Source organism: Bradyrhizobium sp. UNPA324 (genome assembly GCF_006658635.1).
GTDB lineage: Bacteria > Pseudomonadota > Alphaproteobacteria > Rhizobiales > Xanthobacteraceae > Bradyrhizobium > Bradyrhizobium nanningense.
Genome location: NZ_LFJD01000004.1, coordinates 4,935,781 through 4,960,336 on the forward strand (window position 1 = coordinate 4,935,781; position 24,556 = coordinate 4,960,336).

General features: G+C 65.7%; 22 protein-coding genes. 14 read left to right on the forward strand and 8 right to left on the reverse strand.

Annotated elements, in window-relative coordinates; all coding sequences use genetic code 11:
* Position 1: 1 nt before the first annotated feature.
* A complete protein-coding gene (locus UNPA324_RS23660; RefSeq protein ID WP_141936198.1) occupies positions 2 to 2,416 on the reverse strand; it encodes a phosphoketolase family protein in 2,415 nt (804 codons plus the stop codon).
* 220 nt (positions 2,417 to 2,636) lie between these two features.
* Here UNPA324_RS23660 and UNPA324_RS23665 point away from each other — a divergent pair, with 220 nt between their 5' ends.
* The 4 genes from UNPA324_RS23665 (at position 2,637) to UNPA324_RS23680 (ending at position 6,960) form a co-directional block, all read left to right on the forward strand.
* The gene (locus UNPA324_RS23665; protein ID WP_128916659.1) at positions 2,637 to 3,803 is read left to right on the forward strand and encodes a PA0069 family radical SAM protein; all 1,167 of its coding nucleotides are present in this window, start codon (positions 2,637 to 2,639) and stop codon (positions 3,801 to 3,803) included.
* A gap of 22 nt (positions 3,804 to 3,825) precedes the next feature.
* Entirely contained in the window at positions 3,826 to 4,281 is a 456-nt protein-coding gene (locus UNPA324_RS23670) for a VOC family protein (RefSeq protein WP_128916660.1), read from the forward strand.
* Positions 4,282 to 4,354: 73 nt separating this feature from the next.
* Positions 4,355 to 5,203, forward strand: coding sequence for a ribonuclease HII (rnhB, locus tag UNPA324_RS23675; RefSeq protein ID WP_128916661.1), 849 nt, complete (start codon positions 4,355 to 4,357; stop codon positions 5,201 to 5,203).
* Between the two features lie 248 nt (positions 5,204 to 5,451).
* Positions 5,452 to 6,960 (forward strand): glycosyltransferase family 39 protein, encoded by a 1,509-nt coding sequence (locus UNPA324_RS23680; protein WP_128916662.1) that lies wholly within the window; start codon positions 5,452 to 5,454, stop codon positions 6,958 to 6,960.
* Positions 6,961 to 7,111: 151 nt separating this feature from the next.
* Here UNPA324_RS23680 and UNPA324_RS23685 read toward each other — a convergent pair whose 3' ends face one another.
* Complete coding sequence (locus UNPA324_RS23685) at positions 7,112 to 7,918, reverse strand: uracil-DNA glycosylase (RefSeq protein WP_141936201.1); 807 nt, start codon at positions 7,916 to 7,918, stop codon at positions 7,112 to 7,114.
* A gap of 136 nt (positions 7,919 to 8,054) precedes the next feature.
* On the opposite strand from UNPA324_RS23685, the gene UNPA324_RS23690 reads away from it, so the two are divergent.
* The 3 genes from UNPA324_RS23690 (at position 8,055) to UNPA324_RS23700 (ending at position 12,787) form a co-directional block, all read left to right on the forward strand.
* A complete protein-coding gene (locus UNPA324_RS23690; RefSeq protein ID WP_128916664.1) occupies positions 8,055 to 9,716 on the forward strand; it encodes an electron transfer flavoprotein-ubiquinone oxidoreductase in 1,662 nt (553 codons plus the stop codon).
* A 305-nt stretch (positions 9,717 to 10,021) separates the two neighbouring features.
* The gene (locus tag UNPA324_RS23695; RefSeq protein WP_141936202.1) at positions 10,022 to 11,818 is read left to right on the forward strand and encodes a tetratricopeptide repeat protein; all 1,797 of its coding nucleotides are present in this window, start codon (positions 10,022 to 10,024) and stop codon (positions 11,816 to 11,818) included.
* Between the two features lie 84 nt (positions 11,819 to 11,902).
* Positions 11,903 to 12,787: a 4-(cytidine 5'-diphospho)-2-C-methyl-D-erythritol kinase gene (locus tag UNPA324_RS23700; RefSeq protein ID WP_164935890.1), complete on the forward strand. Its 885-nt coding sequence runs from the start codon at positions 11,903 to 11,905 to the stop codon at positions 12,785 to 12,787.
* A gap of 107 nt (positions 12,788 to 12,894) precedes the next feature.
* On the opposite strand, the gene UNPA324_RS23705 is transcribed toward UNPA324_RS23700, so the two are convergent.
* From UNPA324_RS23705 to UNPA324_RS23725, 5 genes are all read right to left on the reverse strand, one after another.
* Positions 12,895 to 13,770, reverse strand: a complete 876-nt coding sequence (locus tag UNPA324_RS23705) for an alpha/beta fold hydrolase (RefSeq protein ID WP_141936204.1) — start codon at positions 13,768 to 13,770, stop codon at positions 12,895 to 12,897.
* Positions 13,771 to 13,777: 7 nt separating this feature from the next.
* On the reverse strand, positions 13,778 to 14,410 hold the full coding sequence (locus tag UNPA324_RS23710; protein WP_141936206.1) for a LysE family translocator: 633 nt from the start codon (positions 14,408 to 14,410) through the stop codon (positions 13,778 to 13,780).
* A 58-nt stretch (positions 14,411 to 14,468) separates the two neighbouring features.
* On the reverse strand, positions 14,469 to 15,731 hold the full coding sequence (fabF, locus tag UNPA324_RS23715) for a beta-ketoacyl-ACP synthase II (RefSeq protein ID WP_141936208.1): 1,263 nt from the start codon (positions 15,729 to 15,731) through the stop codon (positions 14,469 to 14,471).
* A gap of 1 nt (position 15,732) precedes the next feature.
* On the reverse strand, positions 15,733 to 16,248 hold the full coding sequence (locus UNPA324_RS23720) for a winged helix-turn-helix transcriptional regulator (protein WP_141936210.1): 516 nt from the start codon (positions 16,246 to 16,248) through the stop codon (positions 15,733 to 15,735).
* A gap of 428 nt (positions 16,249 to 16,676) precedes the next feature.
* Entirely contained in the window at positions 16,677 to 17,684 is a 1,008-nt protein-coding gene (locus UNPA324_RS23725; RefSeq protein WP_128916671.1) for a polyprenyl synthetase family protein, read from the reverse strand.
* A 132-nt stretch (positions 17,685 to 17,816) separates the two neighbouring features.
* Here UNPA324_RS23725 and UNPA324_RS23730 point away from each other — a divergent pair, with 132 nt between their 5' ends.
* The 6 genes from UNPA324_RS23730 to glyS all read left to right on the forward strand — a co-directional run bounded on the left by UNPA324_RS23730 (position 17,817) and on the right by glyS (position 23,457).
* A complete protein-coding gene (locus UNPA324_RS23730) occupies positions 17,817 to 18,044 on the forward strand; it encodes a putative signal transducing protein (protein ID WP_126260423.1) in 228 nt (75 codons plus the stop codon).
* A complete protein-coding gene (locus UNPA324_RS23735) occupies positions 18,037 to 18,804 on the forward strand; it encodes a tRNA1(Val) (adenine(37)-N6)-methyltransferase (protein WP_128917154.1) in 768 nt (255 codons plus the stop codon). Before UNPA324_RS23730 ends, UNPA324_RS23735 begins: the two co-directional genes overlap by 8 nt.
* Before the next feature lie 214 nt (positions 18,805 to 19,018).
* Entirely contained in the window at positions 19,019 to 19,927 is a 909-nt protein-coding gene (locus tag UNPA324_RS23740) for a S49 family peptidase (RefSeq protein ID WP_128916672.1), read from the forward strand.
* A gap of 104 nt (positions 19,928 to 20,031) precedes the next feature.
* Positions 20,032 to 20,223, forward strand: coding sequence for a hypothetical protein (locus UNPA324_RS23745; protein WP_074122886.1), 192 nt, complete (start codon positions 20,032 to 20,034; stop codon positions 20,221 to 20,223).
* 196 nt (positions 20,224 to 20,419) lie between these two features.
* Positions 20,420 to 21,358, forward strand: a complete 939-nt coding sequence (locus tag UNPA324_RS23750; RefSeq protein WP_128916673.1) for a glycine--tRNA ligase subunit alpha — start codon at positions 20,420 to 20,422, stop codon at positions 21,356 to 21,358.
* Entirely contained in the window at positions 21,358 to 23,457 is a 2,100-nt protein-coding gene (gene glyS, locus UNPA324_RS23755) for a glycine--tRNA ligase subunit beta (protein WP_128916674.1), read from the forward strand. Before UNPA324_RS23750 ends, glyS begins: the two co-directional genes overlap by 1 nt.
* 291 nt (positions 23,458 to 23,748) lie before the next feature.
* Here the strand turns inward: glyS and UNPA324_RS23760 are convergent, their stop codons facing one another.
* Positions 23,749 to 24,102, reverse strand: coding sequence for a DUF1236 domain-containing protein (locus UNPA324_RS23760; RefSeq protein WP_128916675.1), 354 nt, complete (start codon positions 24,100 to 24,102; stop codon positions 23,749 to 23,751).
* Between the two features lie 227 nt (positions 24,103 to 24,329).
* On the opposite strand from UNPA324_RS23760, the gene UNPA324_RS23765 reads away from it, so the two are divergent.
* Complete coding sequence (locus tag UNPA324_RS23765; protein WP_018648785.1) at positions 24,330 to 24,485, forward strand: DUF3096 domain-containing protein; 156 nt, start codon at positions 24,330 to 24,332, stop codon at positions 24,483 to 24,485.
* Positions 24,486 to 24,556: the final 71 nt, after the last annotated feature.

Consider the following 24,556-nt stretch of genomic DNA (forward strand, 5'->3'; position numbering starts at 1 on the left):
GCTAGTCGCCGGCTTCGGAAGGCGTGTTGCCGCCGGAACTGTTGGACCAGACCCAGTCGCGGATCTCCGGCATGTCCTCGCCGTGCTCCCGCACATAGCGCGAATGCTCGATCAACTTGTCGCGGAACTGCTGCTTGGCCTGCGCGGCCTTGGCCGCGAGTCCGGGCACGCGCTCGATCGCCTCGATCGCGAGGTGGTAGCGGTCGAGCTCGTTGAGCACGACCATGTCGAACGGCGTCGTCGTGGTGCCTTCCTCGGCAAAGCCGCGCACATGCATGCCGCTATGGTTGGTGCGGTTATAGGTCAGCCGATGGATCAAATAGGGATAGCCGTGATAGGCAAAGATGACAGGCTTGTCGCGCGTGAACAGGCTGTCGAAGTCGCGGTCGGACAGGCCGTGCGGATGCTGATCCTTCGGTTGCAGCGTCATGAGGTCGACGACGTTGACGACGCGGATGTTCAAATCCGGAATTGCCTTGCGCAAGAGGTCGACGGCGGCGAGCGTCTCCAGCGTCGGTACATCGCCGGCGCAGGCCATCACGACGTCCGGTTCGCTGCCAGCTTTCTCCGTCCCCGCCCAGCTCCAGATGCCGATCCCGGCATCGCAATGCGTGGCGGCGTCCCGCATCGACAGCCATTGCGGCGCCGGCTGCTTGCCGGCGACGATGACGTTGATGCGGTTGTAGGTGCGCAGGCAATGGTCGGCGATCCACAGCAGCGTGTTGGCATCCGGCGGGAAGTAGATGCGGACGATGTCGGCCTTCTTGTTGGCGACGAGATCGACGAAGCCGGGGTCCTGATGGCTGAAGCCGTTGTGATCCTGACGCCAGACATGCGAGGTCAGGAGATAATTGAGCGAGGCGATCGGGCGCCGCCATGACAGGTCGCGCGTGACCTTCAGCCATTTGGCGTGCTGGTTGAACATGGAATCGACGATGTGGATGAAGGCCTCGTAGCAGGAGAAGAAGCCGTGCCTGCCCGTGAGCAGATAGCCCTCGAGCCAGCCCTGGCAGAGATGCTCGCTCAGCACCTCCATGACGCGGCCATCTTGCGCGAGATGCACGTCGTAAGATTCGATCGGCTCCATCCAGACGCGTTCGGTCGCCTCGAACACCGCATCCAACCGGTTTGACGCGGTCTCGTCCGGGCCCATGATACGGAAGTTGCGCTCCTTCGCGTTGAGGCTGATGACGTCGCGCAGGAATTTGCCGAGCTCGCGCGTCGCCTCGGCGACGGCGCCGCCTGGCTGCGGCACCTCCACGGCGAAGCTGCGGAAGTCCGGCAGCTTAAGCTCCCTCTTGAGCACGCCGCCATTGGCATGCGGATTGGCGCCCATGCGGCGGTCGCCGCCGGGCGCCAGTGCCTGAAGCTCGGGGAGCAGCGCGCCGTTCCGGTCGAACAGCTTTTCCGGCTCGTAGCTGCGCATCCAGTCTTCGAGCACTTGTCGGTGCGCCGGATTTTCGCGGCAGCCCGCGACGGGGACCTGATGGGCGCGCCAAAAGCCCTCGACCTTCTTGCCATCGACTTCTTTCGGACCGGTCCAACCCTTCGGGCTGCGCAGCACGATCATCGGCCAGCGCGGCCGCTCGACGCTTCCGCGCCCGTCGCGTGCGTGCTGCTGAATCGAACGGATGCTGGCGAGCGCGACGTCGAGCGCGTCCGCCATGGCCTGGTGCATCAATTTGGGATTGTCGCCCTCGACGAACAGCGGCTCGTGGCCGAAGCCGCGAAAGAGATCGCGGATTTCGGCGTCCGGCATCCGGCCCAGCACGGTCGGATTGGCGATCTTGTAGCCGTTGAGATGCAGGATCGGCAGCACCGCGCCGTCATGGGCGGGATTTATGAACTTGTTGGAGTGCCAGGACGCAGCCAACGGGCCGGTCTCGGCCTCGCCGTCGCCGACCACGCAGGCGACGATCAAATCAGGGTTGTCCAGCGCCGCGCCATAGGCGTGCACCAGCGCGTAGCCGAGCTCGCCGCCTTCGTGGATCGAGCCGGGCGTTTCCGGCGCGGCGTGGCTCGGAATGCCACCTGGGAATGAGAATTGCCTGAACAGCTTGCGCATTCCGTCCGCATCGCGGGCGATGTCGGGATAGATCTCGCTGTAGCTGCCTTCCAGATAGGTGTTGGCGACCATGCCCGGCCCGCCATGGCCGGGGCCGCAGACATAGATCACGTCGATATCAAGCGCGCCGATCACGCGGTTGAGATGGGCATAGATGAAGTTCAGGCCGGGCGTCGTGCCCCAATGGCCGAGCAAGCGCGGCTTGATGTGCTCGGCCCGCAACGGCTCGCGCAGCAGGGGATTGTCGAGCAGGTAGATTTGCCCGACGGAGAGGTAGTTTGCGGCGCGCCAGTAGCGATCGAGCAGATCGAGATTGCTGCTCGCGGCAGCCGATTGTTGTTGATTTGTCATGTTCTTGCCGATTGTTGCCGAGCGAAGCCCCGCGATCGTCACCAACGAGGTTCCGGCGCGATCGATCCGAACGGCATCAAACGGAATCGTTGCGACAGGCATGTTGCGTGAGGTCAAGGGACCGCGCTCGAAATTTGGGCGCGCCTACTTTGCATGGGGTTGTTCTTCAGTTTTTTGTTTGCGTTCTTGATTTGTTCTTTTTGCATGCTATCTTGGCTACATGAGTCCAGCAGCATCCTCTCATGCTCTCAAGCACCCGCCGGTCAAGGCGCCCTCCGAGCCGGCGGGTGCGGACTCTGATTTTCCGGAACTCGGCGTCGCCATCGACCGCGCGCGCCGGCGAGGGCGGGGCGCGCAGTCCAATGCCAGCGGCCGCTACGAGGCCGAGGCACGCGTCGCATTCGACGACGGCTGGCAGAGCCTGGAGGAGCTGCCGCCGTTCAAGACGACGGTCGCAGTCGACACGTCGCGCAAGGTGATCACCCGCAACGACTCACCCGACATCGGCTTCGACCGCTCGATCAATCCCTATCGCGGCTGCGAGCACGGTTGTGTCTACTGCTTCGCCCGGCCGACCCACGCTTATCTCGGCCTGTCGCCGGGACTCGACTTCGAGTCGAAACTGTTCGTGAAGCCGGAGGCGCCTTCGCTGCTGGAGAAGGAACTCGCCGCGCCCGGTTACGAGCCGCGGATGATCGCGATCGGCACCAACACCGATCCCTACCAGCCGATCGAGCGCGAGCACAAAATCATGCGCGGCCTCCTCGAGGTGCTGGAACGTGCTGGCCATCCCGTAGGCATCGTCACCAAGTCGGCGCTGGTGCTGCGCGACATCGACATTCTCGCGCGGATGGCCAAGCGCAACCTCGCCAAGGTCGCGATCTCCGTGACCTCGCTCGATCCGAAACTGGCGCGCACCATGGAGCCGCGCGCCGCGACGCCGCCGAAGCGGCTGGAGGCGCTGAAGCAGCTGTCGGATGCCGGCATCCCGACCACCGTGATGGTCGCGCCCGTGATCCCCGCGCTGAACGATTCCGAGATCGAGCGCATTCTCGATGCCGCCGCCCATGCCGGCGTCAAGGAAGCCTCCTATGTGCTGCTGCGGCTGCCGCTGGAGGTGCGCGATCTCTTCCGCGAATGGCTGATGGCGAACTATCCGGACCGCTACCGTCACGTCTTCACCCTGATCCGCGACATGCGCGGGGGGCGCGACTACGACGCGAAATGGGGCGAGCGGATGAAGGGTACGGGACCGATGGCCTGGACCATCGGCCGCCGCTTCGAGATCGCCTGCGAGCGGCTCGGCCTCAACAAGCGGCGCTCCAAGCTGACGACGGATCACTTTGCGCGGCCGAAGCGGAACGGCGATCAGCTCAGCCTGTTCTGATCGGGAGTGGAAGAGGCGTCGCATGGTCAATCAACTCAACATGCCGGTGCCGCGGCTGACCGTCATTACGCTCGGCGTCAGCAACATCCGCGCCAGCATCGCTTTTTACGACGCGCTCGGTTTCTCGCGCCGGCTGAAGGCGACCGGCGAGGCGGTTGCGTTCTACGACACCGGTGGTCCGGTGCTCGCCTTGTATCGCTGGGATCAGCTCGCGGCCGACGCGGCGTTGCCGGACCAGCCGAGGCCGCAGGCCTTCCGCGGCATGACGCTCGCCTGGAACTGCGCTACGCGTGAGGAGGTCGATGCGGTCATGGCCTTCGCCCTCGGCAAGGGGGCGAAGCTGGTGAAGGCGGCGCACGAGACGGATTATGGCGGCTATTCCGGGTATTTCGCCGACCCCGACGGCCATCCTTGGGAGGTCGTAGTTGCCCCCGGCATCGATGTCGGCGCCGACAGGCGGGTGCATCTGGCCGTGTAGGGCGGCCTGAATAACGGGAATTGCGAGAGGTTCCCGGTTGCGCAGGCCGGGCCGCTTGCGCACGATCGCGGCCATGATTCGGGACAAGTCCGCGACGAAGCCGGCCAAAGATGCGCCTCAGAAGGCAGCTGCGAAGAAGGCAGCGCCCGCCAAAACGGCTGCGGCCAAAGCAACGGTCGCTCCCGCCGGCAAGAAAGGTATCATTGCCGTCGCTCCCCCAAGCTTTCGCCGCGAGCGCGCGCTGATCAAGCGCGGCGTCTGGCCGGTCGCCGGCTGCGACGAGGCCGGCCGCGGGCCGCTCGCAGGTCCCGTGGTGGCAGCTGCGGTGATTCTCGACCCCGACCGCATCCCGCGCGGCATCGACGATTCCAAGCGCCTGACGGCCGAGGAGCGGGAAAGGCTGTTCGACAAGATCTGCGCCACCGCGCAGGTCTCGGTCGCCGTCGCCTCGCCCTCGCGAATCGATCGCGACAACATCCTGCGTGCCTCGCTCTGGGCGCTGAAGCGCGCCGTGGTGGCGCTGCCGGAGGCGCCCAGGCATGTCTTCGTCGATGGCCGCGACCGGCTCGATACCGAATGCGACTGCGAGGCGGTGATCGGCGGCGACGGCATCGTCCTGTCGATCGCCGCGGCCTCCATCGTCGCCAAGGTGACGCGGGACCGCCTGATGTGTGCGCTGGCGCAGGACTGCCCCGGCTACGGCTTCGAGCAGCACAAAGGCTACGCCGTCCCGGAACACCTCGACGCGCTCGACCGCCTCGGCCCCACCATCCATCATCGCCGCTTCTTTGCCCCGGTCGCGGCCGCGCGCGCCAAGCACATGCCATGGACTGTCGAGCCGGTGCAGGATCTGTTTGCGGTGACCGAGGTCGAGGTGCAGGTGGAAGCCAGCGTCGAGATCGACGCGTCGGCTGGGCTCTAAGTACCTAACCCAGCTCTCTCTCTCTCCGTCATGGCCGGGCCTGATCCGGCCATCCACGTCTTTGCTGCTGCACGAAGAACGTGGATGCCCGGGCCTTCGCCGCGCCGGAGCGGCTTCGCCCGCGCAGGCGGGACAAGCCCGGGCATGACGAGCAAACCGTCGTTGCCACAACGCGTGACGCCCTTTATCAAAACAGATGTGAGCGAATAGGCCGGCTGGATGGGTTGGCTGCATCTTTCGGGCGTTGCATGCGGTTTACCTCCCTGGTCATCGAGCTCATCCGCGCCCGGCCGCGGCTGATCGTGTGGATCGTCGTGCTGCTCCAGGCCGCGATGTGGCTGTTCGTGGCGCTGGTGTTCTACCGCAGCCCGCCCGGTACCCTCGCGACGCTCCTGGCTTTCGGACGCGAATATCAGGTCGGCACCGACCTCGGTCCGCCCTTGCCGGTTTGGCTCGCCGACATCGCCTATCGCGCCGCGGGCGGCCACATGCTCGGCGTCTATGTGCTGGCCGAGCTGTGCGAGATCGCGACTTTCATTGCGCTCTATCATCTGTCCCGCGCCGTAATCGGCTCGCAGCAGGCGGTGCTCGCCGTGCTCTTGACCATGACGGTGCTCGCCTTCTCCTCGTCGGCGCTCGATTTCGGCCCCCTCGTCCTGGCCCGGCCGCTGTGGGCGCTGCTGCTGCTGCATTCCTGGCAGATCATCGGCCAGCGTCGCGGCAATGCCTGGTTTGCCTGGTCGATCGAGGCCGGCCTCTTGTTGCTGACGACGCCCGCGGCGATCTTTCTGCTGTTGCTGCTCGTCGTGTTCGCGGTCTCGACCGCCGGCGGCCGCCGGACGCTGCGCGCGCTCGATCCGCTGTTCGCGCTGATCGTCGTCGCGGTGCTGGCGCTGCCCTATGCGGCCTGGCTGATGCGGGCGGAGACGCTTGCGATGCCGGCCCTGCCGCAAATCTCCGAGCTGAGTGCCCGCGCCCTGCACGTGGCCTGGCTGCTCGGCGGCCTCGTGCTCGGGGCCGCCGCGATTCCGGCGCTGACCTTCCTCAACACCGGCCTGTTTGCCGGCAAGGGTGAGGAGCCGCCGATCATCTACCGACCGCCGGTCGAGCCGCTGGCGCGCAACTTCGTCTATTTCTTCGCGCTGGCCCCGGTGCTGGGCGGGGTGCTGATCTCCGGCCTGCTCGGGCTCGACTCCGTCGTCGGCGGCCCTGGCGTCGTGCTGGTCGTGTCCGGGCTGGCCGTGGTGGTCGCGGCCGGCGATCTCATTGCGATGCGCCGCGCGCGGATGCTGCGCATGGTGTGGTCCGCGGCCGTCGTGGCCCCGGCCGTCGGCGTCGTGCTCGGCGTCCTGCTGCTGCCCTGGACCGGCAGCACGGAGATCGCGACCTCGATGCCGGCGCGCGCGATCTCGGGCTTCTTCGACGACAGCTTTGCCCGCCGCACCAACCAGCGCCTCCGCGCAGTTGCCGGCGAGACACAGCTTGCGAGCCTGATCACGCTGCATTCCGGCCGGCCCCATCTTTTCATCGACGCCGACCCTGCGCGCACGCCGTGGATCAATCAGGCCAAGTTCAGCGAGACCGGCGGCGTCGTGGTCTGGCGCGCTTCCGACACCGCCGGCACCCCGCCGCCGGACATCCTCAAGCGCTTTCCCGGCATCGTGCCCGAAGTGCCGCGTGCCTTCGAATGGCTGGTGACCGGACGCCAGCAGCTCCTGCGCATCGGCTGGGCCATCGTGCGGCCGAAGGGGACGTAAGGTAAGTCTCGTGCCCCGGACGCTGCGCAGCACGAAATGATGCGCTGCAGAGCCGGGGCCCATGCTTCCTTAGGGTGCTGTGTAGCTTTCTGGATCCCGGCTCTGCGGAGCGTCACTGCGTGCCGCACCGCGTCCGGGACACGAGAGCTCGCTACCCCGCCAGCACCTTCGCGATCGCCCGCAGATCCTGCCAGGCCAGCCGCTTGTAGGACGGTGAGCGCAAGAGATAGGCCGGATGGAACGTCGGCAGCGCTCGGATGGTGCGCGCGCCCGTTTCGTAGTCGAACCAGCGCCCGCGGGTGCGCATGATGCCCTCGCGCGTTCCCAGCAGCGTCTGCGTCGAGGGGTTGCCGAGCGTCACCAGCACGTCGGGATTCACCAGCTCGATCTGGCGCTGGATGAAGGGCAGGCACACTTGCGTTTCCTGCGGCGTCGGCGTGCGATTGCCGGGCGGCCGCCAGGGAATCACGTTGGCGATGTAGGCGGTGCTGCGGTTGAGGCCGATGGCCCCTATCATCAGATCGAGCAGCTTGCCGCTGCGCCCGACGAAGGGCAGGCCCTCGATGTCCTCGTCGCGGCCCGGCGCCTCGCCGACGAACATGATGCGTGCCTGCGGATTGCCGTCGGCGAACACCAGCCGCGTCGCCGTATGCTTCAGCGCGCAGCCCTCGAAGTTTTGCATCAGCTCGCGCAGCGCCTCCAGCGTCGGCGCGGTGCGCGCGGCCTCGCGCGCGGAGGCAATCGCGATGTCGGGAGCAGGCGCGGCCTCGCCGCGCATCACCGCCGGCGCGGCGAGCGGCCGCGGTGGCTCGATCGCAGCTGCCGTGCGCGGCGCCGCGGGGGGAGCATCCAATTCCGCCAGGCGGTCGATCGGTTCCTCGGCGAGCGCGCAGTCGACTCCGGCCTCCAGATAGAAGGCAAGAAGCTCTCGGACGGTGGGTGCGGGTTCGGGGATCATTTGGAAAGTCGGACTTTTATATCACTTTGGGGCGCCTTGCATCCCAGCGAAACGCATTTCCGCTGTTGTCCTGCCCGGAAAAATCGGAAACAAGGGGGCGCAAACGACCGAGGACCGTCTCAAGGGCTGAGATCAGATGAGCACCGAAGAACTTCCCCCGCGCGAATCCATGGAATTCGACGTCGTCATCGTCGGCGCCGGCCCCTCGGGCCTGTCGGCCGCGATCCGGCTGAAGCAGCTCAACGCCGATCTCAACGTCGTCGTGGTGGAGAAGGGCTCCGAGGTCGGCGCGCATATTCTCTCCGGCGCGGTGATCGATCCGGCGGGTCTCGACAAGCTGGTCCCGGACTGGCGCGACGATCCCGATTGCTCGCTCAAGACCCAGGTGAAGGACGACCGCTTCTTCTGGTTCACCGAGACCAGCGCGATCAAGCTGCCGAATTTCGTCATGCCGCCGCTGATGAACAACCATCACTGCTACATCGGCTCGCTCGGCAATGTCTGCCGCTGGCTGGCACGGAAGGCCGAGGCGCTCGGCGTCGAGATCTATCCCGGCTTTGCCGCAGCCGAGGTGCTCTATGACGACAGTGGCGCAGTGCGCGGCATCGCCACCGGCGACATGGGAATCGGCCGCGACGGCAAGCCGAAGGACTCCTTTACCCGCGGCATGGAATTGCTCGGCAAGTACACCCTGTTTGCGGAAGGCGCCCGCGGCAGCCTGTCCAAGCAGCTCATCGCGAAATACGCGCTCGACGCCAAGAGCGAGCCGCCGAAATTCGGCATCGGCCTCAAGGAGGTCTGGCAGATCGATCCCGCCAAGCACCAGAAGGGTCTGGTCCAGCACGCGGTCGGCTGGCCGCTGAAGAACGATACCGGCGGTGGCCTGTTCTTCTACCATTACGACGAGAACCTGGTGTCGATCGGCTTCGTCGTCCATCTCAACTACAACGATCCTTATCTGTCGCCGTTCGACGAATTCCAGCGCGTCAAGAACCATCCTGCGGTGCGGACCACGCTCGAAGGCGGCAAGCGGCTGGCCTATGGCGCCCGCGCGATCACCGAAGGCGGGTACCAGTCGGTGCCGCGGCTGAGCTTCCCCGGTGGCGCGCTGATCGGCTGCGCCGCCGGATTCGTCAACGTCCCGCGCATCAAGGGCGTGCACAATGCGATGGGCACCGGCATGCTCGCCGCCGAGCATGTGAGCGCCGCGCTTGTTGCTGGCCGCGCCAATGATGAGCTCGTCGAATACGAGAATGCATGGCGCGACTCCGTCGTCGGCAAGGACCTTTACCCGGTCCGCAACGCCAAGCCGCTCTTGTCGAAGTTCGGCACCTTCATCGGTGCCGGGCTCGGCATCTTCGACATGTGGTGCAATACGCTGTTCGGCGCCTCGCTGTTCGGCACCCAGTCTCATGCCAAGCCCGATCGCGCCACGCTCGACGCGGCGAAGAGCCACGCGCCTAAAAACTACCCGAAGCCGGACGGCAAGATCTCGTTCGACAAGCTGTCCTCCGTGTTCCTGTCCAACACCAACCATGAGGAGGACCAGCCGGTCCATCTGAAGGTCACGGACATGAACCTGCAGAAGACCTCAGAGCACGACGTCTTCGCCGGTCCTTCGAATCGCTATTGTCCGGCCGGCGTCTATGAGTGGATCGAGGAGGGATCGGGGCCACGTTTCCAGATCAACGCCCAGAACTGCGTCCATTGCAAAACCTGCGACGTGAAGGATCCCAATGGTAACATCACCTGGGTTCCCCCGGAGGGCGGCGGCGGCCCGAACTACGAGGCGATGTAAGAGCGGCCGGGCAAGCGGATCGGGTCACAAGGTGATCCGATGCACGTTCGCGTGAGGATGGGGCCGCGGCTACCGGTCGCGGCCACGATAAGGCCATAGTAGCGGCGTCTTGGGCTGCTCATGACCGGATACTTGGCTGATTTGGGCCTCTCGGAGGCCGGCGTCCGGTCCGAATCCTTGCGGCGAAGCGTCAAAAGCGGCATTGTCGGCCCGACGGTTCCGGGTCCGGATGCCTCCGGCCGCGTTCGCATGCGATACGGCCCTCTGCTGTAAACCCAGGCACTACCAACTCAAGGCGAGCCCTGATGTTTTCAAAACGTTTCAACCGCTGGACTGTTGCCGCCATCGCCCTCATGGGCACAGCGATCGCGACCGTCCCCGGCGGGGTCCTGGCGCAGACGCCGGATCATCCCTCCGACACGGCGGCGCAGTTTCCGAGCCGAAACGATCTGAAGTCGCTCACCACCGCCGGCAGCTATCTCGCCGCCCGCCACGCCAGCGTCGAGCGCGATGCCGCCTCCGCCGCCGCGTTCTACCGCTCGGCGCTGCGCACCGATCCGAAGAACAACGAGCTGCTCGACCGCGCCTTCATCTCCTCGGTCGCCGACGGCGACATCGAAGAAGCCGTCAAGCTCGCCGAGCGCGTCCTCACCATCGACAAGACCAACCGCGTCGCGCGTCTCGTCGTCGGCGTGCACGATCTCAAGGTGAAGAAGTACGCGGCTGCGCAGACCAACATCAACCAGTCGATCCGCGGTCCGATCACCGATCTCGTCGCCACGCTGCTGTCGGGATGGGCCGCCTATGGTGCGGGCGATGCCAAGGGCGGTGTCGCCACCATCGACAAGCTGGCAGGTCCCGAATGGTATCCGCTGTTCAAGGACCTTCACGCCGGCATGATCCTCGAACTCTCCGGCAAGGAGAAGGACGCCGGCACCCGCTTCGAGCGCGCCTACAAGCTCGACGATTCCATGCTGCGCGTGACCGAGGCCTATGCGCGCTGGCTGTCGCGCAACAAGGACTCCGCCGCCGCCACTACCGTCTATCAGGCCTTCGACAAGAAGCTCGCGCGCCATCCGCTGATCCAGGAAGGCCTGCGCGACACCAAGGCCGGCAAGAAGATGCCGCCGCTGGTCGATTCCGCCCAGGCCGGCGCCGCCGAAGCGCTCTACGGCATCGGCGCCACGCTGACCCGCCGCGGCGGCGAGGATCTGGCGCTGGTCTATCTCCAGCTCTCGCTCTACCTCCAGCCGACGCATCCGCTGGCGCTGCTCTCGCTCGCCGATCTCTATGAATCGGTGAAGCGGCCGCAGATGGCGATCAAGGTCTATGAGCGCGTGCCCGCGAGCTCGCCGCTCAAGCGCAACGCGCAGATCCAGCTCGCCATTGATCTTGATTCCGCCGACCGCACCGACGAGGCGATCAAGATCCTCAAGGGCGTCACCACGGAGGATGCCAAGGACCTCGAAGCCATCATGGCGCTCGGCAATATCGAGCGCGGCCGCAAGAAGTTCGGCGACTGCGGCGCGACCTATTCGCAAGGCATCGATGCGTTGTCCGCCGGCAACGACAAGGCCAACAGCGTCTGGTATTATTATCGCGGCATCTGCGAGGAGCGCTCCAAGGAGTGGGCCAAGGCTGAAGCCGATATGAAGAAGGCGCTCGAGCTGCAGCCTGACCAGCCGCATGTCCTGAACTATCTCGGCTATTCCTGGATCGACCAGGGCGTGAATCTCGACGAAGGCATGAAGATGATCAAGCGCGCCGTCGAGCAGCGTCCCGACGACGGCTACATCGTCGACTCGCTCGGCTGGGCCTATTACCGCATCGGCAATTACGAGGAAGCGGTGAAGAATCTCGAGCGCGCGATCGACCTCAAGCCTGAGGACCCCACCATCAACGACCATCTCGGCGATGCTTATTGGCGCGTCGGGCGCACGCTGGAAGCCAAATTCCAGTGGTCGCACGCCCGCGATCTCAAGCCCGAGCCGGACGAGTTGCCGAAGATCGAGGCCAAGATCGCGAACGGGCTGACCGACGACAATTCGAACTCTTCGGCCGCGCAGGCGGACAAGAAGAAGGACGACGGCAAGGGCGGCTAGTCTGGCGCATGATCCGGAAAAGTGCGGAGCGGTTTTCCGACAAGATCATGCGCCCAATCAAGCGAAGTTGGGGGCGTGTCGCCGATGCCGGCGTTGATTGAAGAAGGGCGCGCGAAGGTCAATCTGAGCCTTCGCGTGGTCGGCCGTCGTGCCGACGGTTATCACGATCTCGAAAGCGTGGTCGCGTTCGCCGATTGCGCCGACCGGCTCACGCTGGAGCCGGGCGGCGAGCTGAAGCTCACCACCACCGGCCCGCTGGCTGCGGCTTGCGGCGATACGTCCGACAATCTCGTGCTCAAGGCCGCCAGGCTGCTCGCCGGGGCGGTGCCGGGCCTGAAGCTGGGCGCGTTCGCGCTCGACAAGGTGCTGCCGGTGGCCGCCGGCATTGGTGGCGGCTCGGCCGACGCCGCGGCGGCGCTGCGGCTGTTGGCGCGTCTCAACGATCTGTCGCTCGATGATCCCAGGCTGCAGAAGGTCGCGCTCGCGACCGGCGCCGACGTGCCGGTGTGCCTCGTTTCGCGCGCCTGCGACATGACCGGCGTCGGCGAGCAGCTATTGCCGCTCAAGCTGCCGAGCATGCCTTGCGTGATGGTCAATCCGCGCGTGCCCGTCGCCACAAAGGACGTGTTCCAGGAGCTCGGCCTGCGCAACGGTGAACTCTTGGTCGGCGTCACCGACGTTATCCGCGCCCCGGCCTGGCCGGAGGAGGGCGGGTCGATTGCCGATTGGGTCGCAGTGCTCGAACGCGTCCCCAACGATCTCGAAGCGCCTGCGCTGCGCATCCAGCCCGTGATCGGCGAGGTGCTCGAAGCCTTGCGCGACTCCGCCGGCGTCAAGCTGGCCCGCATGTCCGGCTCCGGCGCGACGTGCTTTGCGATCTATGGCGCGGCAAACGAAGCGCATGCCGCCGCCGAAAGGATCCGGCGCGACCACCCTGGTTGGTGGGTGCATGCGGGGACGTTGAGCTAGGTATTTCCCAAACGATACTGCGTAGCCCGGATGAGCGAAGCGATATCCGGGATTCTTTCTTGCGGCGTCCCGCATGTCGCTGCGCTCATGCGGGCTACGATATCGAGCTAGCCGCCGCTTTCCTCAGCCAACCCAAGAAACCGTCGGATCTCGCCCAACACCTCCTGCGGCTTGTCGTGCTGCAGCCAGTGTCCGGCGCCGGCGATGGTCTCGACGTGGGCTTGCGAGAAATACCGCTCCAGGCCCGCCGCCCTGGCGCCGGCGAGAAAGCTCTCACCGGCGTTGAGCAGCAACGTCGGGCAGGCGATGCGGGCCCACAGCGCGACATGATCGTCGGGCCAGAGCCGGTGCGGCGCCGAGGCGCGCTGGTACGGATCGAACTTCCAGCTGTAGCTGCCGTCCTCATTCCGTCGGGCGCCGTGGGTGGCGAGGTGCAGCGCGAGATCGCGGGACAGACGCTTGTTGTGGAGCACCATCTGCGCCGCTGCGTCCTCGAGCGTCGTGTAGCGGCGGGGTGTGCGGTCGTGCAGCTTGTCGAGCTGGCCGACCCATTTGCCGATGCGCTCATGCACTGGCGCCTTCGGCGTATCCGGCAGCATGGTCACGCCGTCGAGCACGACCAGCTTGGAGACCTGGTCGGGGAACGATCCTGAAAAGATCAGGCTCACCATGCCGCCCATCGAATGGCCGATCAGAGTGACCTGAGACGCTGCGACGACGCGGATGAGCTGGGTGAGATCGTAGACATATTCGGTCAGGGCGTAGCTGCCGCCCCTGGTCCAGTCGGAATCACCATGGCCGCGAAGGTCGGGTGCGAGCACGTGAAAATGCGGCTGCAACGACCGGGCGATGACGTCCCAGCTCCGGCAATGATCGCGGCCGCCGTGAATCAGGATGAGAGGCGGCGCGCTCTCATTGCCCCAATCGGCGTAATGCAGCCGCAGACCATGTGACTCGTAGAAGCGGCTTTGCGGGGCGAGCATCGCGGCGCTATCCATTCGCCGGCCGTCGGACCAGAGCCAGCGACAGGCCGAGGCCCGCGATGAAGATGCCGGAGCCCTGGGTGAGACGCCGCATCAGATGCGGCCGTCCAATCAGTTGGGCGCGTGTTGCGGAGGCCATCAGCACCACGACGACGTCGGCGAACGTGTTCAACGCCACCGAGATCGCGCCGAACATGACGAATTGCAGCGTGGGGTTCGGTCCCGCGGGATCGAGGAATTGCGGGATGAAGGCGAGGAAGAACGCGGCGGTCTTCGGGTTCAGCGCCTCGACCAGCACGCCGTCGCGGAACGCGCGCTTGTCACTGGCTGGCTCGCTCCCGAGCGACAGCGCGCGGCCGGCGCTGCGGAAGGTCTTGATGCCGAGCCAGACCAAATAGAGCGCGCCGACGAATTTGACTGCGGCGAACAATTCTGCACTCGCGAGGATGATTGCGGAGATGCCGAGGCTGCCCGCCACCACATGAACCAGCCCGCCCAGCGCTGTGCCCGCGGTCGATGCAAAGCCGCTGGCGCGCCCCTCGGATAAAGTCCATGCCGCGACGTAGAAGATGCCGGGTCCAGGAACGGCGGCAATGAGACAGGCTGCGGCCAGGAACAGCCAGATGTTGGTTTCGATCATCCTGTTTTCGTAGCGCAGCGGACCGCGATTGCAAGTCTTCCGGTTCAGGGCCCGTCGTTTAGCCCATGCGGCGGAAGATGACGCTGGCATTCACCCCGCCAAAGCCGAAACCGTTGGAGATGGCATGCTGCACCAGCATCGGCCGCGCGCTGCCGGTGACGATATCGATGCCGTCAGCGCCCGCATCGGGGTTTTCGAGATTGAGCGTCGGCGGCGCGATCTGGTCGCGCAAAGCGAGCACCGTGAAGATCGCCTCGAGGCCGCCGGCGGCGCCGAGCAGATGGCCGGTGGCCGATTTGGTCGCGCTCACCGCGATGCCGCGGTTGCGCCCGAACAGCGCGGCGATCGCGCCGAGCTCGCTCTCGTCGCCGGCCGGCGTCGAGGTCGCATGCGCATTCAGATGCTGCAAATCTGCCGGTGTAAGCTTCGCCTGGCGCAGCGCGATCTCCATGGCGCGGCGGGCACCCTCGCCGTCGGGCGGCCCCGACGTCATGTGATAGGCGTCCGCCGTCGTGCCGTAGCCGACGATCTCCGCGATCGGCGAAGCGCCGCGCGCCAGCGCATGCTCCAGCTCCTCGATCACGAGGATGCCGGCGCCTTCGCCCATGACGAAGCCGTCGCGATCCCGATCGAACGGGCGCGAGGCGCGCGCGGGCGCGTCGTTGAAGCTGCTCGAGAGGGCGCGCGCGGCGGCAAAGCCGCCGAGGCTGACGATATCGATGCAGGCCTCCGCGCCGCCGCAGATCGCAATGTCGGCTTCGCCCGCGCGGATCATGCGCGCGGCATCGCCGATCGCCTGGACGCCGGCGGCGCAGGCCGTGACGGGCGTGCCCAGCGCGCCCTTGTAGCCGTATTTGATCGAGATGTGGCCGGCGGCGAGATTGGCGAGGAACGAGGGGATCGTGAACGGCGAGAGCCGGCGCACCCCGCGCTGCCCGGTGATGCGCACCGCTTCCGCCATCGCCGGGAAGCCCCCGACGCCGGAGGCGATGATCGTCACGGTCCGCTCCAGCGCGGAAGTGTCCAGCGGCGTCCATTTGGCCTGCGCGACCGCTTCTGCCGTGGCGAGCAATGCGAACAGGATGAAGCGGTCCATCTTGCGCTGGTCTTTTGGCGCGGCGGCCTCTGCCGGATCGAAGCCGCCTTCGGCATCGTCGGCCTTGTCGGGCACAAGACCGGCGATGCGCGCCGGCAGTGCTTGCGCCCATTCCGGCAGCGGGCGCAGCCCGCTTTGACCGGCGAGCAGCCGGCGCCAGGACAGTTCGACACCGCAACCGAGCGGTGACACCGCGCCCATGCCTGTCACGACGATCCGACGCATGTTATTCTCCAGCCGGCGCGACGGCCGGGTTCATGGCCTTGAGTGAAGCGAGGTGCTTGCGCATGCCGCGGCTGGCGCGCGGCCCGGGGACGGCGACGGTATTGGCGAGCGTGATCGGCTGCATGTCGGTAGCGTCGACCACGATCGGATCGACCGGGCGAACGTTGCTCCGGTTTGCCAGCACGATGGACTCGCCTTTGGGCGCGAGATGCTTGTTGCCCCAGGCCAGCAGCGCCACGATGACGGGAAAGAAATCCCGCGCCTTGTCCGTCAGCACATATTCGTAGCGCGGCGGGCGTTCGTTGTAGCGGCGACGCACGAACATGCCCGATGCGGTGAGATGGGCAAGTCGCCGCGACAGGATGTTCGGCGCGATGCCGAGGCTTTGCGAGAACTCGTCGAACTTGGTCGCCCCCTGAAACGCATCCCGCAGGATCAGGATGCTCCACCATTCGCCGACCGTCTCCACGGCGCGGCCGACCGGGCATTCCAGGATGGAGGGAGATTTGGGCTGCATGAGGCGGAAGATAGGTGAGTAACTTGCAAAATGCAAGTGACCGTAGATGAGCGATACGGGCCGAGGGAGGACGGGAGGGGGCTGCTATAGCGAGAGTTGCGCAGCGATTTGAAATGCGAGACTGCGCACGACGGCCGGGCGCCGTATTCGTCATTGCGAGCGCAGCGACGCAATCCAGACCGTCGCCGCGGTGGGATTCTGGATTGCTTCGCTGCGCTCGCAATGACGGTGTTGACGCAGCTGGGACCTATCTCACCGGTGTCGTCCCGGCGAACGCCGGGACCCATAACCACAGGGTGGTTTGGCGAAGATTGGTTATTATCGGTACTCGCACCGACACTGTGTCGATAGATCACGCGGTATGGGTCCCGGCGTTCGCCGGGACGACACCGAGTGTTTCGCTAGCGGTGCGCCGAAACTCAGAAAGCCTAATGCGACCGTGCCAGACAGAACGCCACGACCTGCTCCAGCGCGCTCTTCATCGGCGAGGACGGGAATAGCGCCAGCGCGTCGACGGCCATGGCGCCGTAGTGCTGGGCGCGGCTCAACGTGTCCTCGAGCGCGCGGTGCTTGTTCATCAGCCCGAGGGCGTGATCGAGATCGCTGTCGCCGATCTCGCCGCGCTCCAGCGCCCGGATCCAGAAGGCGCGCTCGGTGTCGTTGCCGCGGCGGAAGGCGAGCACGACGGGCAGCGTGATCTTGCCCTCGCGGAAATCGTCGCCAGTGTTCTTGCCGAGCTTGGCGCTCTTGCCGCCATAGTCGAGCACGTCGTCGACGAGCTGGAAGGCGATGCCGAGATTCATGCCGACCGAGCGGCAGGCGGTCTGCTCGGCCTTCGGGCGGTTGGCGATGACGGGGCCGACCTCGCAGGCGGCGGCGAACAGCTCGGCGGTCTTGCCGCGGATCACGGCGAGATATTCGTCCTCGGTGGTCGCGGTGTTCTTGGCGGCGGCAAGCTGCATCACCTCGCCCTCGGCGATGGTGGCGGCCGCCGCGGAGAGGATGTCGAGCGCACGGAGCGAGCCGACCTCGACCATCATGCGGAAGGCCTGGCCGAGCAGGAAGTCGCCGACCAAGACGCTCGCCTCGTTGCCCCAGAGCATGCGCGCCGACAGCTTGCCGCGGCGCATCTCGCTCTCGTCCACGACGTCGTCATGCAGGAGCGTGGCGGTATGCATGAACTCGACGGAGGCAGCGAGCTTGATGTGACCGTCGCCGGTGTAGCCGGCGAGGTTGGCCATGGCGAGCGTCAGCATCGGCCGCAGCCGCTTGCCCCCCGAGGAGATCAGATGGTTGGCGACTTCCGGGATCATGGTCACGTCCGAACCGGTCCGCGACAGGATCGTGGCGTTGACGCGCTCCATGTCAGGGGCGACAAGGGCAACCAGCTCTTCGATCGACGCGCCGGGAGTTTCGAAAGGTACGATGACGGCCACGCCGGTCTCCAATATTTGCCCCGGAAGGGCTATTCTGACGGAAAGACAATAGAAACTGGCGGCGGATGCGGCAAGTGCTGCGGAACCATTGACATTTGCCGTTGCCCCCTTTTTAGGCAGGAGACCTGCAATTTGCGTGAGCTGGTTCGGACCAACGACATGGTGCTGGTGTCGGCGATCGGCGCGCTGCTCGATGGCGCCAATATCCATCATCTGGTGCTGGACCAGAACATGAGCATCATCGAGGGCTCGCTCGGCATCTTGCCGCGGCGGATCCTCGTCCATGAGGACGATGCCCAGGAGGCGAGGGAACTCCTCACCCAAGCCGGCCTCAGTCACGAACTGCGCGGCGATGAGTGAGGCGCCGGCAGATATTACCGAGGACGCCTTTCTCGGCGGGCAGTTGCGCCTGAAGCAGAAGCGATCCGGCCATCGTGCCGGGCATGATGCCATCCTGCTCGCTGCGGCGACCGAGGCCCGCCCCGGAGATCGCGTGGTCGATTTCGGAGCCGGCGTCGGCGCGGCCGGACTGGCGCTGGCCCGCCGCGTCCCCGGTGTCGGCCTCAGCCTGGTCGAGATCGATCCGGAACTGGCCGAGCTCGCGCGCGGCAACGCGGCGGCAAATGCGATTGCCGCCGAGACGATCGTGCTCGACGTCACGGCCGGCGCCGACGCTTTTGCGTCAAACGGGTTGTCGCCCGACAGCGTCGACGTGGTGCTGATGAATCCGCCATTCAACGATCCGGCCCGGCATCGCGGCTCGCCCGATCAGGCGCGTCACATCGCGCATGTGGCGACGGAAGAGACCCTGCATGCGTGGGTGCATGCAGCGCGGCGCATCCTCCGATCGAATGGTGTGCTGACATTGATCTGGCGTGCAGATGGCCTGGCCACTGTCCTGGCGGCACTGTCGCGCGGCTTCGGCAGCCTCTCGATCCTGCCGGTTCACGGCGAAGCGGGGCGGCCCGCGATCCGCGTGCTGGTGCGTGCGGTCAAAGGTGGCCGGGCCCCGACGCGATTGCTGCCGGGCCTCATGCTCAACGACGAGGCGCGCGTGTCAAAAAGCGAGATGACGGAGATTTTGCAGGGGAGAGCGGCCTTGCCGCTGGTGGAACCTTGACGACTTATTGGGGAAGCGATTCCGATTGCTGCTCTTGTGGAGACGTCAGGCGAATCGCCATGAACAGCGCACCGATCAGCAGCATCAGCAGGTAGACTTTCATGGTGTTCTCCGCTGCCCCATTGCAGCCTCCCAACGGAGTTTCTGCAAAACACGTTCCGGGCACTTCCAATGACAGTCGCGTGATAAGAAATGGTTAAGCAGAGGTAACGGCATGGCCGAACAATTGAACGATCGTGAGAGTTCCGGCCTGGCCGACAAGCTCATGCAATATCTGCCGGCGCGCTTCCGCCCCGGCGCCGCGGTGGTGCCGGTAGTGCGGCTCTCCGGTGTGATCGGCGCGGTGACGCCGCTGCGCCCCGGCCTGACGCTTGCAGGAGTCGCGAAAGTGCTGGAGCGCGCGTTCTCGTATCGTCACGCCAAGGCGGTGGCGCTGGTGATCAATTCGCCCGGCGGCTCGCCGGTGCAGTCGCGCCAGATCTATCTGCGCATCAAGCAGCTCGCCGCGGAAAAGAAGCTGCCGGTGCTCGTGTTCGTCGAGGACGTTGCGGCCTCCGGCGGCTACATGATCGCCTGCGCCGGCGACGAGATCATTTGCGATCCGTCTTCGATCCTCGGCTCGATCGGCGTGGTCGGCGGCAGCTTCGGTTTCCAGGAGGCGATCAAGCGGCTCGGCATCGAGCGGCGTCTCTATACGGCCGGCGCGCACAAGGCGATGCTCGATCCGTTCCTGCCCGAAAATCCTGATGACGTCGCCAAGCTGAAGGCGATCCAGCGCGAGATCCACCAGATCTTCATTTCGCTGGTGAAGGAGAGCCGCGCTGCGCGCCTCAAGGGCTCCGACGACACTCTGTTCACGGGCGAATACTGGGCCGGCGACAGTTCGGTCGCGCTGGGGCTTGCCGACAGCATCGGCGATCTCCGCTCAACTCTTCGTGCCCGCTACGGCGAGAAGGTTCTCACCCCCGTGATCGCGCAGCCAACCGGGCTGCTGTCCGGTCTTTTGGGTCGGAAATCGCCCGGCGCGGGGCAGCTTTCGGCCCTGGAATCGATGGCCGGGCTGCCGGACGATCTGATCTCGGCGGTCGAGACGCGGGCGATTTGGGCGAAATTCGGGTTCTAGCCGGCGCCCTCCCGCGCCATTTCGCCCTCGCCATACCAATTGCGGCGCGGCCCGGACTGCGCGAGAATGCGCGTGGGGGCTGAGCACTAGACAAGGATCGACCGATGCCGCCGTTCGTCGCTTTCGCGGGCGTGCTGGGCGGGCTTGCCGTGGTCCGCTGGGCCTACAAGACCGCTGTCAGGATCAACCAGGAGCTGGAGGAGATGCGCCTGTCGCGTGTCGCTGAAACCGCCCGCATGGGGGATATCCAGACGCTGAAACGTGACCCCGTGACCGGGGCTTATCGGCCGGGTTAGCCGCGCTGGTCGTCATGCCCGGGCTTGTCCCGGGCATCCACGTTCTTCGTGCATCGAGAAAGGTCGTGGATGGCCGGGACAAGCCCGGCCATGACGGAGAACTGGGCCCGAATCCGCCCCCTTTGCCTTGATTCCCACCCCCGCCGTCGATACGGTCCCGCGCGATTCAAAACCCCCGCGAGAGCCTGATCTGACGATGGACGCCTCATTGCCCGCCCATATGCGCCCGGAACGCTCGTTCCAGGGCTTCATCCTCGCGCTCCAGCGGTTCTGGGCCGAGCAGGGCTGCGTGATCCTGCAGCCCTACGACATGGAGATGGGTGCGGGCACCTTCCATCCGGCGACCACGCTGCGCGCGCTCGGGCCCAAGCCGTGGAACGCCGCCTATGTGCAGCCCTCGCGCCGGCCGAAGGACGGCCGCTACGGCGAGAATCCGAATCGGATGCAGCATTACTACCAGTTCCAGGTGATCATGAAGCCGTCGCCGCCGAATCTTCAGGAGCTGTACCTGAAGTCGCTCGCCGCGATCGGCATCGATTCCGCCGTGCACGATATCCGCTTCGTCGAGGACGATTGGGAGAGCCCGACGCTGGGCGCCTGGGGCCTCGGTTGGGAGTGCTGGTGCGACGGTATGGAGGTGAGCCAGTTCACCTATTTCCAGCAGGTCGCGGGCTTCGAATGCGCGCCGGTTGCGGGCGAGCTCACCTACGGGCTCGAGCGCCTTGCGATGTATGTGCAGGGCGTCGACCGCGTCTACGACCTCAACTTCAACGGTCGCGATGGTGATGCCAAGGTCACCTATGGCGACGTCTTCCTGCAGGCCGAGCAGGAATACTCCCGCCATAACTTTGAATATGCCGACACCGCGATGCTGTTCGAGCAGTTCAAGATGGCGGAAGCGGCCTGCAAGAAATATCTCGACGCCGGCTGGCGCGACGGCGGCAACAAGAAGCAGCATTTGATGGCGCTGCCGGCCTATGACCAGTGCATCAAGGCGAGCCACGTGTTCAACCTGCTCGACGCGCGCGGCGTGATCTCGGTGACCGAGCGGCAGAGCTACATTCTTCGCGTGCGCGAGCTGGCCAAGGCCTGCGGCGAGGCCTGGATCCACACTGAAGCGGGCGGAGCGGCCTGATGCCCGATCTTTTGCTTGAACTGTTCTCGGAAGAGATCCCCGCGCGCATGCAGGCGAAGGCGGCGGACGATCTGCGCCGCATGGTCACCGACAAGCTCGTTGCCGAAGGCCTCGTCTACGAGGGCGCGAAGGCGTTCGCGACGCCGCGGCGGCTTGCGCTCACCGTGCACGGCATTCCTGCGCGCCAGCCTGATCTGAAGACCGAGCGCCGCGGACCGAAAATCGGCGCGCCCGATGCGGCCGTGCAGGGCTTTCTGAAGGCAACGGGTCTGAAGTCGCTGGATGAGGCCAAGATCCAGCGCGACCCCAAGGGCGATTTCTACATCGGATTGATCGAGAAGCCCGGCCGCGATGCGATCGACGTGCTCGCCGAAATCCTGCCCGTCATCATCCGCACCTTCCCCTGGCCGAAATCGATGCGCTGGGGCGCGCGCTCGGGCAAGCCCGGCTCGCTCAACTGGGTGCGCCCGCTGCACGCGATCACCGCGACCTTCGGGCTCGAGACCGAGGAGCCGGATGTCGTGAAGTTCTCGGTGGATGGCGTCGAAGCCGGCCAGACGACATGCGGCCACCGCTTCCTCGCGCCGGCGCCAATTCAGCTGCGCCGCTTCGAGGATTACGAGGCAAAACTGCTCGACGCCAAGGTCGTGCTCGACCCTGAAAGACGCAAGGACGCGATTCTCACCGATGCCAAGCAGCTCGCCTTCGCGCAAGGCTTCGAGCTGGTCGAGGACCAGAACCTGCTCGACGAGGTCGCGGGCCTGGTCGAATGGCCGGTCGTGCTGATGGGCTCGTTCGAGCCAGAATTCCTGGCGACTCCGGGCGAAGTGATCCGCGCCACCATCCGCAACAACCAGAAGTGCTTCGTGGTCAGCGATCCCAAAACGGGCAAGCTCGCCAACAAGTTCATCCTGGTCGCCAACATCGAGGCGACCGACGGTGGTGCGACCATCATCGCCGGCAACGAGCGCGTGATCCGCGCGCGCTTGAGCGATGCGAAGTTCTTCTACGAGACAGACCTGAAGACGAAGCTCGAGGAGCGTCTGCCGAAGTTCGAGCAGATCGTGTTCCATGAGAAGCTGGGCACCCAGGCTGCACGCATCAAGCGCATCGAGCGCCTCGCCGCGGAGATCGCACCGCTGGTCGGCGCCGATGTCGCTAAGACCACGCGTGCCGCGCATCTCGCCAAGGCCGACTTGCTGACCGAGGTCGTCGGCGAATTCCCCGAGGTCCAGGGCCTGATGGGCAAGTATTACGCGCTGGCGCAGGGCGAGGATGCGTCCGTCGCCGCAGCGTCGGAGGAGCACTACAAGCCGCAAGGGCCTGCGGACCGCGTGCCGACCGATCCGGTGAGCGTGGCGGTGGCGCTCGCCGACAAGATCGACACGTTGGTTGGATTCTGGGCGATCGACGAGAAGCCGACGGGCAGCAAGGACCCCTATGCGCTGCGCCGTGCAGCGCTGGGCGTGATCAGGCTGATTGCCGAGAACGCGTTGCGTCTGTCGCTCATGAAGGTGGCCGCGTCCGCGCTCGCCGGCTTGTCGGTGAAGCCGGCCGATGCCTCGAGGCTTCCGAGCGATCTGCTCGCCTTCTTCGCAGATCGCCTCAAGGTCCAACTCCGCGAGCAGGGCGCGCGTCACGATCTCGTCGATGCCGTGTTCGCGCTCGGCGGTCAGGACGATCTCCTCGTGATCGTCCGCCGCGTCGAAGCGCTCGGCAAATTCCTCGACAGCGACGATGGCAAGAACCTGCTTGCCGGCACCAAGCGCGCCGGCAACATCCTCTCCATCGAGGAAAAAAAGGACAAGCGCAGCTTCGACGGCGCGCCGGATGCTGCACTTTACAGCCTCGCTGAGGAGAAGGCGTTGGCGAAAGCGATCGGCGAGGTGAAAGCGGAAGCCAATGCTGCGGTCGCCAAGGAGGATTTTGCCGCCGCGATGAGTGCGATGGCGAAGCTGCGTCCGCCGGTCGATGCGTTCTTCGACAAGGTTCGCGTCAACGACGACGATGCCAAGGTGCGGGAGAACCGCCTGAAGCTCCTGAACGAGATCCGCAGCGCCACGCGCGCGGTGGCGGATTTCTCGAAGATCCAGGATTAAGTTGGTCTCGTGCCCCGGACGCAGCGCAGCGCTGCCCTGGCGATGCGCAGCATCGTCCAGTAGCGGTGCGCTGCAGAGCCGGGGCCCATCCCGCGTCCGGTGCATTTGGCTTCTGGATCCCGGGTCGCGCTTCGCTTGCCCGGGACACGAGCGTGCACACGCGAGAGCCGCACAAAAAGTGCCCCGCCCGGCGGGGGGAAGACCGGGCGGGGCCTGATGTCCGATCTAAACTGCTCGCGCCAGCCTGATGTGACGCGCCGGACATCTAGTCGATCTCAGTCCGATGCCGCCTCAGTCCAGCACCTCGACGATGCGGCGTGAGCGCGGCTCGACCAGCACGGTCTCGCCGTTCACGACGGTGTAGCGATAGGTGGTGGCGCCGAAGCGTTGCGGCACGTCATAATAGGTGACGCCCGCCTCGGGTAAGGTGGTCCCGACCACGACGCGATCGGGAATGCTGAAGGCCGGCACACGCTGTTCGACGACGTAGTCGCGGAAGGCCGGCCGCTGCTCGACGGCGATGGTTGGGCCGCTGTCGACCACGGCGGGCGCGCGTCCGACGGTGATACTGGTTTGCGCCTGCGCCGCCAGAGGCGAGCCGATCGCGGCCGCGAGCGCTGCAAGAGCAAGAATCCTGTTCCGCATGGACAACTCCTTCGACGTGATTCTATTTTCGGACGCGCCAATGGCGCAGCCGGTTGGCCAATGCATGCGTGTTGGCAATGTTCCGGGAAAAGCCCTGCCGCATTCGCGGCAATTTCAGGCAGTTTTCGTGGGGCCGGAACTCACCTCGCCCGTTGCGCGTCTCTACTCGCGGAACCGGGGCCGCTATGATCCGCCTGCGATTCGTCCCCTCCACAGAAAGATAATTCATGCACATCACCGTCGCCCACATTTCGCCGATCCTGTCGTTGATTGCGGGCGTGCTCATCCTGATCATGCCGCGGCTGTTGAACCTCATTGTCGCGATCTTCCTGATCGTGAACGGCGCGATCGGGCTTGGGCTCCTGAAGTGGCTCCACCTCTAGGCGTTCACTTTTCGGAACTGTCCGACTTGCGCGGGCCCGCCCAAAATGGTGTAAGGCCCGCGATTTCCCAT